Source organism: Psittacicella gerlachiana, assembly GCF_003585965.1.
Lineage (GTDB): Bacteria > Pseudomonadota > Gammaproteobacteria > Enterobacterales > Psittacicellaceae > Psittacicella > Psittacicella gerlachiana.
The window spans coordinates 1-12700 of the sequence record NZ_NRJF01000057.1 but is presented as its reverse complement, the minus strand read 5'-3'; the positions used below and the strand labels follow the sequence as shown (position 1 = coordinate 12700).

The 12700-nt window shown below is 32.1% G+C and carries 9 protein-coding genes; 1 reads left to right on the top strand and 8 read right to left on the bottom strand.

Annotated elements, in window-relative coordinates:
* Window positions 1-183 precede the first annotated feature (183 nt).
* The 3 genes from CKF59_RS02335 to CKF59_RS02325 all read right to left on the bottom strand — a co-directional run bounded on the left by CKF59_RS02335 (window position 184) and on the right by CKF59_RS02325 (window position 6186).
* The gene (locus CKF59_RS02335; protein WP_119534377.1) at window positions 184-3351 is read right to left on the bottom strand and encodes an efflux RND transporter permease subunit; all 3168 of its coding nucleotides are present in this window, start codon (window positions 3349-3351) and stop codon (window positions 184-186) included.
* A 12-nt stretch (window positions 3352-3363) separates the two neighbouring features.
* Window positions 3364-4554: an efflux RND transporter periplasmic adaptor subunit gene (locus CKF59_RS02330; protein ID WP_119534376.1), complete on the bottom strand. Its 1191-nt coding sequence runs from the start codon at window positions 4552-4554 to the stop codon at window positions 3364-3366.
* A gap of 300 nt (window positions 4555-4854) precedes the next feature.
* Window positions 4855-6186 carry an L-cystine transporter gene (locus CKF59_RS02325; protein ID WP_119534375.1) on the bottom strand — a complete coding sequence of 444 codons (1332 nt, stop codon included), beginning with the start codon at window positions 6184-6186 and terminating at the stop codon, window positions 4855-4857.
* 255 nt (window positions 6187-6441) lie between these two features.
* Here CKF59_RS02325 and CKF59_RS02320 point away from each other — a divergent pair, with 255 nt between their 5' ends.
* The gene (locus CKF59_RS02320) at window positions 6442-8055 is read left to right on the top strand and encodes a hypothetical protein (protein ID WP_119534374.1); all 1614 of its coding nucleotides are present in this window, start codon (window positions 6442-6444) and stop codon (window positions 8053-8055) included.
* 40 nt (window positions 8056-8095) lie between these two features.
* On the opposite strand, the gene CKF59_RS02315 is transcribed toward CKF59_RS02320, so the two are convergent.
* The 5 genes from CKF59_RS02315 to CKF59_RS02295 all read right to left on the bottom strand — a co-directional run bounded on the left by CKF59_RS02315 (window position 8096) and on the right by CKF59_RS02295 (window position 12551).
* Window positions 8096-8623 carry a PTS sugar transporter subunit IIA gene (locus tag CKF59_RS02315; protein WP_119534373.1) on the bottom strand — a complete coding sequence of 176 codons (528 nt, stop codon included), beginning with the start codon at window positions 8621-8623 and terminating at the stop codon, window positions 8096-8098.
* A gap of 15 nt (window positions 8624-8638) precedes the next feature.
* Complete coding sequence (ptsI, locus tag CKF59_RS02310) at window positions 8639-10366, bottom strand: phosphoenolpyruvate-protein phosphotransferase PtsI (protein WP_119534372.1); 1728 nt, start codon at window positions 10364-10366, stop codon at window positions 8639-8641.
* A 33-nt stretch (window positions 10367-10399) separates the two neighbouring features.
* Complete coding sequence (locus CKF59_RS02305) at window positions 10400-10660, bottom strand: HPr family phosphocarrier protein (protein ID WP_119534371.1); 261 nt, start codon at window positions 10658-10660, stop codon at window positions 10400-10402.
* A 276-nt stretch (window positions 10661-10936) separates the two neighbouring features.
* Entirely contained in the window at window positions 10937-11986 is a 1050-nt protein-coding gene (gene rsgA, locus CKF59_RS02300) for a ribosome small subunit-dependent GTPase A (protein WP_119534370.1), read from the bottom strand.
* A gap of 58 nt (window positions 11987-12044) precedes the next feature.
* Complete coding sequence (locus CKF59_RS02295) at window positions 12045-12551, bottom strand: peptidylprolyl isomerase (protein ID WP_119534369.1); 507 nt, start codon at window positions 12549-12551, stop codon at window positions 12045-12047.
* Window positions 12552-12700: the final 149 nt, after the last annotated feature.

Here is a 12700-nt window from a genome sequence, read left to right as displayed (position 1 = left end):
TAGTAAGGAAATTTTCAAGAGGTTTCAATATTTTGCCTTAATTTTCACTAATTATATTTTAGGTCTTAGTTAGCTAGGTCAGAAATTTAGGCTAATTTTTAGATAAAAAAAGACCATATACTATAGTAAGTTATTAAAAAAAGGATAGCCAACGCTATCCTTAAATTAATAGATTTATTGTAATTATTTATCTTTGTGATCTTCTGAGTTTAGATCTTTGTTTTTATTTACGTCTTCGTCTTCTTGGATTTCATCTATCCCTTCTTCTTCAACAGAAGCTGCGATTGGTGGAATAGATTCATCAAATTCAGGTAAAGGTTCATGACGTTTACCTATAAAGATATAAACCATAGGTAAAACGAATAGAGTAAATAATGTACCAATTGATAAACCTGAAACAATAGTTACGGCTATTGCAAATCGAGCATTAGCACCTGTACCAGAAGAAATTAATAACGGAATTAGACCAGCAACCATCGCAAGAGTAGTCATTAGAATTGGTCTAAAACGAATACGAGCAGCTTTGATAATTGCGTCACGTTTACTTAAGCCCGCATTAATTTGTTCTTCTTTTGCAACCTCACACATTAAAATACCGTGTTTAGTAATTAGACCAACAAGTGTCATCATACCTATAGTGGTATATAGATTAAAGGTTGCACCCAGTTTACCGGTTAAACTCAAGATAAATAAAGTTGAAATAGTACCTGTAATTGCTAAAGGTACGGTAATCATAATTACTAGTCCATCTCTCCAAGAGTTAAATTGGATTGCTAGCACTAAGAAAATTAGAATAATAGCTAGACTAAAGATAACTGTAGTTTGACTACCTTCTTGTACGAATGTACGTAAATCACCTTGTAATTCATAAGTATAGTTAGATGGGAAATACTTATAGAAGTTATCTTGTACCCAAGCTACAAGATCTGATTGTGATTGAGTTGAACGTCCTTGTACAGATACTGAATTTAATTGGTTAAAACGAGGTAATGAAGCTGGTTGTGACTCCATAGTATAGGTAACTAATTCAGAAAGTGGAATGTTTGTTCCTGAAGAATTAGTTACATAATAATTATATAAAGAGTCGGTGCCAGATTTATTATCGTTTGCTAATTGAGTAACAACCTTATAAACGGTTCCATCAATTGACACACGAGCAGCTGTACTTCCCGAAAGATAAGCAGATAAACTACTTGCAATATTGGAAATTTGTACTCCTAAACGAGAAGCTTTTTCACGGTCAATTGTAATGTTTAACTTAGAGTTATTATATGCAACATTTGTCCCAGACATGAGAAGAATCCCATCGTCTTTTGCTGCTTGGGCAAACTTTTCTGCATAAGGAACGATTTTATCAAGTTCATCAACTGATTGAACAGCAATCGCAAAGTTATAGAAACCAGATCCTGGTACTTGTATTTCAGGGAAGCTAATTGTATTTACTTGTAATCCTGGAACTCCATTAAATACATTGCTATATTGATTAATTATCTGTTGCTGAGTTAGAGGACGATCTTCTACTAAAGGTGCAATATTTATAATTGCTGAAGATTGTACAATTGATAAAAGCCCTGATCTATAAGGTACTTGTTCAAAATCTTTTGCAATTATTTTTTGTAATAATTGCCCATAAGCTACAGTTGAGTTAGCAGGTAAACCTGCAAAACCAACTACTACTCCACGGTCTTCAACTGGAGTTAGCTCTGAATTAATATTCTTCGGTAAAGAAAGTAATGATAATAATGCCGCAGCTAAGAATAAGAGGACAAACTTAGGATGATTTAAAAAGCCTTTTAAAGCTAAATCATATTTGGCATTAATTTTATCTAAAGTTGATTCAACGTAATGTTCGAATTTAGAAATTTTATTATGGTCATAATTTCTATAAAGATAGTTACATAACATTGGAGATAAAGTTAATGAAACTATACCCGAGAAAATTACCGATCCTGCAAGAGTTACAGCAAACTCACGATAAATTGGTCCAGTAGATCCTGAAGTTAAAGCGAAAGGTAAGAATACGATCGCTAGCGTACAGGTCATAACAATTACTGGAGCGGCAATTTCACGTGTACCTATAATCGCAGCACGGAATGGAGTTTCTCCTAATTTAATATGACGTTGAATATTTTCTAAAACAACAATGGCATCATCCACCACTAGACCTATAGCTAAAATTAAAGCTAGAAGAGTAACTAGGTTAACAGAATAGCCTAAGGCATAGAGTAAAACGAAGTTTGCTAAAATTGAAATAGGAATAGCGACAATCGGAACAATCAATGATTTAACACTTCCTAAGAATAGAAGCATTACAATCATAACTATCACAACAGCTTCAAACACAGTTTGAATAACATGGTGGATAGAAGAGTTAATTGCTACTGTACCATCATAAACAACTTGCGTTTTAATATATTGAGGTAATGTAGGAACGACTACATCATTATATTTTGCAATAAGATTTTTAACTACAGTTAAAGGGTTAGCTTCAGGAGTTAGTTCAAAACCAATTACTACTGCAGGTTGATTATTGAATGTAGAAACAGTTTGGTTTGGTAAAGCTTCCATGGTAACTGTTGCTACATCACCAATACGTATAGGTAAGTCATTAACAGTTGTAATAATTAGGTTTTTGAGTTCTTCAACGGTTTTAACTGACCCATCAACGTTATTGGTTAAAACTCTATATTCTGATCTTAACGACCCAGCCGCAATTTGTACGTTATTTGAACTAATTGTCGAAGTAACAGAAGAAGGACTTAATCCATATTTATCTAGTTTTTCAGGATCAAGTGTAATTAACATATATAAACCAGGGTTCATAAATGATACACTTGAAACCCCATTTACGGTATAGAATTGAGGTTTTACGTTTCTATCTAACCAGTCAACTAGTTGAGCGTTGGTTAATTGATCTGTTGTAAAGGCAACATACAGAGGGTTTACTGAACGTCCTGTATCTTTACTAATTACAGGTTCATCAGAATCACTAGGTAATGAAGATTTAGCTTCATTAACTTTAGCTACAACATCCGTAAATGCTTTGTCAATGTCAGCACCTGCAACTAAGTACATGGTAATCGTACTTGTACCTAGAGCAGAGGTTGAATACATGTAGTCCACGTTTTCAACAGCCGCAAGTTCTGATTCTAGAGGACTAGTAATAAAGTTTTGAATTGATTGTGCAGAAACACCAGTATATGTAGTAGTAACCACAACTGTAGCAGTAACTAGTTTTGGATACTCACGTACACTCATTTTGCTTAAACTATATAAACCAAGCACAACAAGGAGAATACTAAGAGCAACACCCATTACTGGTCGTTTTATAAACGCATCAGTAAATTTCATATTTTTCTCCTATTAATTATTAGTTCCTTGTGCTGCTACAGGTAGCTTATAAGTTTCAGGAACGCCAACACCGTAACCTTTAGCAATTCTAACTAGTGATCCATCAAGGATATTATTATAGTTAGTTACGATAATATTACCTACATTTAGACCTTTTGTAACTAGTACCACTCCGTTAACACGGTCATTAGCAGTAATATATACTTGGGTAACTTTATAAACACCATCAGTACTTTGGTTATTGGCTTCTAATGAAGATTTTTCTTCATCAGTTAACGGATCTAAACGATATACCATTTGTCCATATAATGAATATGATACTGCAATATCAGGAATGGTAATTTGGTTAGCAACTGGGTTTGTACTAATTTCAACTTTTACGAATTCGCCATCTTGTAAATTTGCATTATCTGCAAAACTTACTCTCACTTGAGAAAGGCTAGTTGAAGTTGAAATTGTTGAGTCTACCCCAGATACAGTTCCATCAGCTACTTTATTACCAGATTGATCGTAAGCAACAACTTTATTACCAATAGTAATATTTTTAGTTAAATCAGGAGAAACCCCTAAATTTAAGAAGAAACCATTAGTATTATTATCATTATCACTAGGGATAACTGTAACTAGAGTTGTGCCTGAAGATACAACATCACCAATTGAAGGAGAAATTGTACCTATAACTCCGTCAAATGGAGCAATAATTTGTGATAGTTGAATTGTTTGTTCTGTAGCACGAACTGTTGCTAGTTGGGCATTATAGCTACTAAGGGCTGATTGTACTTCATAGTTAGAAGCACCACCTTCTTTATAAGCAGCTAATAAACCGTCATAGTTTAGTTTTAGTGAATTTAAAGATGCTCTTTGACCAGCTAAAGTTGCTTGAGCTGAAGCTACATCTAAGCTTAAAATTACAGCTCCTTTTTTAACTTTTTGTCCTGGTTTATAGTTAATAGTTGCAACTTTACCTGAATTAACTAAAGCTAAAGATCCCGTACTTTGTGATCTTACAAAGCCTGAAGAGTTAATAGCACCTAGGTAGTTACTACTTGATACCTCAATAACAGAAACAGACGTTATTGCAGTAGGTAATCGATATTTACTTTTCTGATAGCTCATAAAGTAAGAAAATAAGCTTAATCCTACTAAGATGACAACTACGATCGAAATAAGTAAATAGAATACAAATGATCTACGTTTTGACATGCTTGACCTTTATTATAAAAATTAGCAAACCTACTAAATTAAAACTGTTTTTAACAGTGTGTTCAAAAGATATTTATTTTTGAGAAAATATGGCTAACATTATAGCAAAATTAGAAATTTAATTTCCTAAAAAAAGTTTTATTTTGTAGAGGCTAAAAATTAACCAATTGAAAATTAGAGATAAAAATTGAAGTTTTAATTGATTGATTACTCAATTAAAAAAGTGAAGTCTTGAAAAAAGACTTCACTTTGAATTTATTTTACATTTAAATATAAGTGATTTTTTTAGAACACATTGTGTTAAATTTTACTTATTTGCGTTTTAAATATCCATTTACTACTAATCGTTCCAGCAAGCATAGAGCCATTTACATTTAGAGCAGTACGTCCCATATCTATAATAGGTTCAATTGAAATAAGTAATCCTACAAGTTCTAATGGGAAGCCTAAAGTAGACAAAACTACAATTGAAGCAAAAGTAGCTCCACCACCTACTCCAGCAATGCCAAATGAAGAAAGGGTAACGATTAAAACTAAAGTAGCAATAAAACTTAAAGAAGTAGGATCAATTCCCATAGAAGGAGCAATCATAGTTGCAAGCATTGCCGGATAAATTCCTGCACAACCATTTTGTCCTATTGTCGCACCGAAAGTTGCTGAAAAATTAGCGATTACTGAATTGTTTCCTAATTTTTCAACTTGCGTTTGTACATTGAGAGGAATTGAAGCTGCACTAGATCTAGAAGTAAAGGCAAACGCTAAAGTAGGGAAAGCTAATTTATAGTAGGTAAAAGGGTTTATTTTATGAAGACTTAAAATAAATCCGTGGATAATAAACATCGCTATAATTGCGAGGTAAGATGCGACTAAAAAACTTAAAAGAGGAGTTAGATTTACTGCTGTAGCAGCCATTTTAATCATTAAAGCAAAAACACCATATGGAGTTAATCTAATTACAAAACGCACAACTCTCATAATTAGTTTGCTTAAAGTATCTACCGCATTAGCAATTCTTTCTCCTAAGTCCTTATTTTCTTTCTTAAGACTTAAGGTAGCAACTCCAAGAAAAGATGAAAAAATAACTGTAGCAATAATAGAAGTAGATCTTGCCCCAGTTAAATCTGCAAAAGGATTAGTGGGGATAAACGATAAAATAATTCCTGGAATAGTTAAATTTTCAATGCTTGTTGCACGTTGAGCAACTCTTTCTTGGGCTGCGATTTCATTGCTTGAGGCAATTAACCCCTCAGTAGATAAATGAAAAACGTTCACTATTAATACCGCAACTAAAGCTGAAATTGCAGTTGTGACTAAGAGAACCGAAAGAACACTAATACTTATCCGACCTAGTTTACTAGCTTGCTCTATTTTAGTGATTGCCGATAAGATAGAGATAAATACTAGAGGCATCACAATCATTTGTAATAGACGTGTATATCCAGTACCTACAATTCCTATCCAATTTAAAATTTCTTTAGAAGTATTACTTTCAAATTTATTAATAATTAGTCCAAAGATAACTCCTAGAACTAATGAGATTAATACCGTCCAGCCAAGTTTATCGGTTTTTTTGTAAATAATCCCTATAGTAAAAAGTAAAAGTACAAAGGCTAATAAAGAAATAAAAGTCATTATTACTCCAAAATATTAAAATACTTTGTAGTAAATGAGAATTTTTCAGGTAACCAGCCTGAAAGTATATCCGCAATAATGAAAGTATACTACATAAGAGTAAAAGTTTCAAAAAAAGTGGTCATTTGACTACTTTTTAAGAAAAAGTCACCGAAGTTATTTAGATCTTGCTATACAATGAAAAATAAAGATACTTATAAGAAAATGCCAATTTAACAATTTTAATTTTATCCTTATGTATTTAGTGAGGTGACTATGAAAGGCATAGAAGATTTAGATAAATGTTTTGATTTACCTGTTGAAGATAGCGAGCTTATAAATGAAAGCTGTTGTAGGAATTTTAGTTTTAAAGTAGAAAATGAAGTAAATAATGATTATTGTTACAGTTATCGTGATTTAAAAGTACCACGATCTTTGATAAGTACTTCTAGTTCTTTTAAGAAAGAAGCTGTCTATATTTTAGATGGGTTAAGTAAAAGCGAATTTGAGTTTATAGATAATATAGTAACAAAACGTATGATGCCGACTAATGATAGTGAGCGTAAATTTTTGTTAGTAAATATCTTTCGCTACTATTTTAATAAAGCTCATAGTGTTTTTGAACATGAAAGGAATATGTCTATTCGTTACAGCTTTATTAAACTTGTTGTATATGCTTTGTTGTGTGAAAATAATATTGAATTTGATTTTGAAAATGATTGCACAATTACTTATACAAGTTCATTACTTAAGAGCAAAAGTTTTGTCGCTGTAGGGTTGATAGACTATAAAGAAATGCCTATAGGAGAGATTACTGCTTCAAAAGCACAAGCAAAAGCGATTACTTCGAATAGGTTTTATCAAGAATTCGGCTTTCATTTATATAAAGATCTAGAAGAACCAAATACCTATATAGTACTACCTTATGAATTTCTTGAAGCTTTAGATAATAATTGTAAATTAAAGTCGCTGGTTGATTCTTTAGGTTTAGATCTTGAACTATTGGCTTACGAATTAAAATCTAGAGATAATACTATATTTTTTAATGAATTAAATGAACAAAGAGAAATATCACCTATACTTTTTAAAATAGATGATCTTTCTTCTCCGACAAATTTGAAGGTAAAAGATTGGTTTGTTCAAACATTAAAAAAGTTAGTAGATATTCAAATTAAAGCTCCCCTCTGTTCCTATGGCTTATGTAATTCTGAAGCAGGATTGTTTTTAATGATCCCTTTAGAGAATTTAAAAAACTTTTATAGTAAAGAATTAAATTGTCAAATAGATCTAAAGCAAAAGTTAGAATATGAGCTGTCAGTTATTTCATTAAATTATGAGTATCTTGATACCAAAGGATGGGGGCTGTTTACAAAAAGTCTAGTCCATGAGTTTTCGCATTGGCTTGATTATGCAATGCAATCTTTATATTTACAAATATTTCCTGAAGAGTTGTATAACATTGACCATTCTGATAACTTTTTTACGCTTTCTTTAATGCTTGATAATTATAGTGCAACTACTAAAGATGCGGAGTTAAATCATATAATCAATACCCTTGCTTTAAAATCAGAATCTTCTCTTCCTAAAGTAAATTGTGAAGCTAAATGGGTTTTAAGGGTAGACGGTAGTAAGTGTCCTCGGAGTACTTTTAATTATAGAGCTGATGGCTATTATTTTCCTTATAACTATTCCAAATTCTTTCAAGAGGTGGGAGTAAACTTTACTAAATATGAGATTGGATTTCGAAAAAATAAAAAGGACTTGATTATTATCCTTGGCTTAGATGTAGTTTTTAAAAAGGATAACGACTTGATTTTTCTTTCGCATAATTTGGTTGATGTGAGAAGAGATAGATCATATAGTTATAAGCTGTTAGCGTTAAAAACATAGAATAGAGACCTTGCTTCGAAGCAAGGTCTCTAATTCATTATTAATAATGTTTTACAATTATATCAAAGATAGGGGTTTGACCAGCAATAACTCGTGTTCCTGAGGATGCCTTATTAATAATTAAAATGTTTTCATTTAAATTGCTAACTACAATCGGAGTAGTAGTTTCTAATCCTCTTTGAATAATAGTAGCAAAATCTATTTCTAATAGTGGCTCGTTTAAATGAACTTTTTGTTCTATTACCACTAAAGAATTAAAACATTGACCTCTTAAATTTAAGGTATTAAAACCAACATGAATAAAAAGATCTATACCTAATTCATGCTCAAGCATAATCGCATGTTGAGTTTGGTACAACTTTTTTACATTAGCTTCAATCGGAGAAAGAAGTTGATCTTGGTTTTTATCAGGAACTATAGCAATACCATCACCTAGAATTAGATCTGAAAAAACTATATCAGATACCTCTTCTAAGTCTTGTATAGTGCCACTTAAAGGGGCAAGAATTGTTATTGTGGTTTCTTTTGGTTTATTGAAAAATTGAAAAATACTTTTTAATAAACCCATACTTATCCCTCTAAATTAGATAATGCCACGGTTAGCTAAGAAATCTTGTACACGTTTTTTAATTGCACGCGAAGAAGTCATAGTTAAACATTGAGCAACTAAAGTTTTACACTCGCTATATCTTAATTGGCGAATAATGTTTTTAACTTTAGGAATAGAGATAGCACTCATTGAGAACTCATCTAAGCCCATACCCACTAATAAAGGAGTAGCTAATTCGTCACCAGCTAACTCACCACACATACCGGTCCATTTACGTTCGATATGTGAAGCATTAATAGTGTTTTGGATTAGACGTAATACAGAAGGGCTGAATGGATCATATAAATCAGAAATTAATTCATTACCACGGTCAACCGCTAAAGTATATTGAGTTAAGTCGTTAGTACCTATAGAGAAGAAATCAACTTCACGAGCTAATAGGTCTGCAATAATTGCAGAAGCTGGAGTTTCAACCATTACCCCTACTTGTAAGTTAAATTCATTCGGGATACCACGTGCTACTAATTCAGCTTTACATTCTTCAATGATCTTATTAATTTCACGTAACTCTGAAACTTTAATAATCATTGGGAACATAACCCCTACTTTACCGTGTTGAGAAGCACGAAGGATTGCACGTAGTTGTTCTTTAAAGATTTCTCTTCTATCTAAACCAATACGTACCGCACGATAACCTAGGAATGGATTTAATTCTTTAGGTAAATCCATGTAAGGTAAATCTTTATCACCACCAATATCCATGGTACGAATAATAACAAGTTTACCATCCATTTTTTCAACTACATCACGGTAAGCTTGATATTGTTCTTCCTCATTAGGGAATGAGTCACGATCCATGAATAAGAATTCGGTACGGTAAAGACCAATAGCTTCAGCACCATTATTTAATGCAGGATCGCAATCTCTTAGCGTACCTATATTCGCAGCAACATCGAATTTAACACCATCTAAGGTTACTGCAGGTAGGTCTTTTAATTTTGCTAATTCTGCTTTTTTATGCTCAAGGTCAGCTTGAGTTTTTTCAAAAGCTGCAATTTCTTCTGCAGTAGGGTTTACGTATACAGCATTGTGCACTGCATCAAGGATTAGCATATCACCTTGTTTAACTGCTTGAGTTATGCTATTAGTTCCTACGATTGCTGGGATTTCTAAAGAACGAGCCATAATTGAAGAGTGACTAGTTCTACCACCAATATCAGTAACAAATCCTTTAACCTTATCTAAAGGTAATTGTGCAGTTTCAGAAGGTGTTAAATCGTAAGCAACGATGATTACTTCTTCAGAAATAGAAGTTAAATCAATGATATTTAAGCCTAGGATGTTACGTAATAGACGTTTGTTAATATCATTAAGATCGGCAGCACGCTCACGCATATATTCATCTTCTAATTCAGCGAAGATTCTAACATGCTCACCTAATACTTGGTTAACAGCGTTATCAGCAGTAATAAGATCTTCTTCAATAAAAGATAATATTTCTTCTTCTAACTCTTCATCTTCTAAAATCATTAAATGACCTTCGAAGATTTCAGCTTTTTCTTTACCGAAAGTAGCTTCAGCTTTATCTTTGATACGTTGAAGTTGTTCAACTGTTTTCGCACGACCAGAGAAGAATTTCTCCTTTTCAGTTTCAATATCATCTTCTGAAATTTCTGCGTAATTGATTACAATTTCTTCTTCTTTTAAGACAAGAGCTTTTGCGTAAGCCACACCTGGTGAAGCTAGAATGCCTTTAATCATGATAATTTTAAACTCCGAATTAGTTTACAAGGATTACTCTAAAGTGTTAATTAGTGCTGATAAAGCTTCTAAAGCTTTTTCTTCATCAGGACCATCACAAGTTAAAGTGATCGCAGTACCATTCGCTAAGTTTAAGCTAATAATTTTAACAGGACTTTTTGCACTAACAGTTTCGCCTGCAGCTGTAATAGTTACTTTTGATTCAAACTCTTTTGCAGCTTTAGCAAAAGTAGTAGCTGGACGCATGTGAATACCGTGTGGTGCAACAATAGTTAAATCTTTGCTTACAGTCATATTAAATTCCCGTTTTATATTAAAAAATAAATTAACAAAATATTTACTCACTTAAAATACTTTGTAAAATAAATTTGGATAAGGAGTAAACCCTTATTTATCTTTTTAAAGATATTAAGTAGTAAAACTTAAATTGCTAATAAATAAGGTATAACCAAATTTATTACTTCAATTAATTAAATGAGTTTAGGGTAAACTAATTTTTAATACTTAATACCTATATAGCAAAACTTCGTTAATATTATACTAGGATAAGTAAAAAAATTAAAAAAAACTTTAACTCTGATTGATCTGTTGTAATAAGCTAAGCAGATTTTTAAAGCGGAAGTCAGATATCTTTCGATCATCTCTTAAACGTAAGATTCCACAACCAAGGTTATTTACGTGATTACAGTCGGAAAATCTACATGCGTATGTGGGATCATGTAGTTCCTTATATCCTTTGAGTAGCTGAGGTTCTGAATAGTTATCTAAACTAAATTCCCTAATCCCTGGGCTATCAATTAAAGCACTATGATCATTTAATTTAAAAAGTCTAGACGTGGTTGTTGTGTGCTTTCCTAGTTTAGTATCATAGTTTATTTCCCCAACACTCATGAGGTCTTCACCAAAAATCGCATTAATAAGTGATGATTTTCCTACCCCTGTTTGACCAACAAGAATATGTAATCCATCTTGGAGCTGGTTTTTAATTAAATCTATATTTAAATTATTTGTCGCTGATACGGCAAATGTAGTATAGCCAAGAGAATTATAGTAATTGATAATATTCTCTATTTCTGCTTTTTCTTCATCGCTAGAGACTAAATCAACTTTATTTATAAGAATTATTGGTTTAACTCCACTATTCTCAGCCACAATCAGATATCTATCAATAATCTCAGTATTTAAAGTCGGATTTATTGAAGAGGTAATTAACATGGTTGTAAGATTAGCTACAATATTACGCTGTTTATTAAAGTAAAAACGTGTGATGAGGTTTTTACGTTCTTCTCTCTCGACAATAAAACTTTGCTCAGCATTTATATCATAGAAAAATACAATATCACCAACAACAAGATCATCTAAAGAAGCTTTCATAAAGCATCTTTGATGTGAGCTTGTGAACTTGTCGTCTTCCAAAGGCATTACATCTGCAGATTTACCATAACGACTAATAACTATTCCTTTTTTAATCTCAAGATTATCTTCTTGATCTAAAAGTAATTCTAGTTCTTGACTTGCTTTTTGGTTTTTTAAAGATTTCTTTTCTATTAGTTTTTGTCGATGCTTATTGATATTTCTTTGTTGCTTTAGAGATAAATGACGTTTTTTTTGATGCGACATAAAGATTAAAATAAATTAAAGACCTAGCGGTTGATACTGCTAGGTCAAAGATATTATGTTAGATACGTTCAACGCTTTCAATATATAAAGTTTCTACTGGAATATCCATAGCTTTTACTTTTTTCTTCTCAACTTGAGGAAGTACCTCAAATCCTTTTACAACTTTTCCAAAAACGGCATATCCCCAACGTTTTACTTGACCATCAGGATCGACAACTGCATCAAGGTGACGAGAGTTGTCAACAAGGTTAATAAAGAACTGAGATGTCGCTGAATCAGGAGCATTAGTTCTTGCCATAGAAAGAGTAAACACTGTATTTGATAAACCGTTATTGGATTCATTTTTGATCGGAGCGTGATTTTCTTTTTCTTTAAAATCTAAAGTATAACCTCCACCTTGAATCACAAAGTTCTTAACTAAACGGTGAAAAAGTACATTGTTATAAAAACCTTCATCTACATATTGTAAAAAGTTTGCAACTGTAATCGGAGCTTGTTCAGGGTATAATTCGATTTCTAAGCTTCCGAAATTAGTTTTCATTAAAACATGAGGATTTTTAGACATGTTAAATTCCTTAAATATAAATTTTGATTTTTATTCATGCCACATTATACCACGATATAAGAGGAATTTCATTGCTCTGTTTCAGCTAAAGCTAGTAAGGGTAAATAAGAAGATTTTTTAAGCAAAAATTTTTCAAAATGTTAAAATAC

Coding starts and splice junctions, on each gene's coding strand:
- CKF59_RS02335 (WP_119534377.1), bottom strand. CDS start 3,351: ATGAAATTTACTGATGCGTTTATAAAACGACCAGTAATGGGTGTTGCT.
- CKF59_RS02330 (WP_119534376.1), bottom strand. CDS start 4,554: ATGTCAAAACGTAGATCATTTGTATTCTATTTACTTATTTCGATCGTA.
- CKF59_RS02325 (WP_119534375.1), bottom strand. CDS start 6,186: ATGACTTTTATTTCTTTATTAGCCTTTGTACTTTTACTTTTTACTATA.
- CKF59_RS02320 (WP_119534374.1), top strand. CDS start 6,442: ATGAAAGGCATAGAAGATTTAGATAAATGTTTTGATTTACCTGTTGAA.
- CKF59_RS02315 (WP_119534373.1), bottom strand. CDS start 8,623: ATGGGTTTATTAAAAAGTATTTTTCAATTTTTCAATAAACCAAAAGAA.
- ptsI (WP_119534372.1), bottom strand. CDS start 10,366: ATGATTAAAGGCATTCTAGCTTCACCAGGTGTGGCTTACGCAAAAGCT.
- CKF59_RS02305 (WP_119534371.1), bottom strand. CDS start 10,660: ATGACTGTAAGCAAAGATTTAACTATTGTTGCACCACACGGTATTCAC.
- rsgA (WP_119534370.1), bottom strand. CDS start 11,986: ATGTCGCATCAAAAAAAACGTCATTTATCTCTAAAGCAACAAAGAAAT.
- CKF59_RS02295 (WP_119534369.1), bottom strand. CDS start 12,551: ATGTCTAAAAATCCTCATGTTTTAATGAAAACTAATTTCGGAAGCTTA.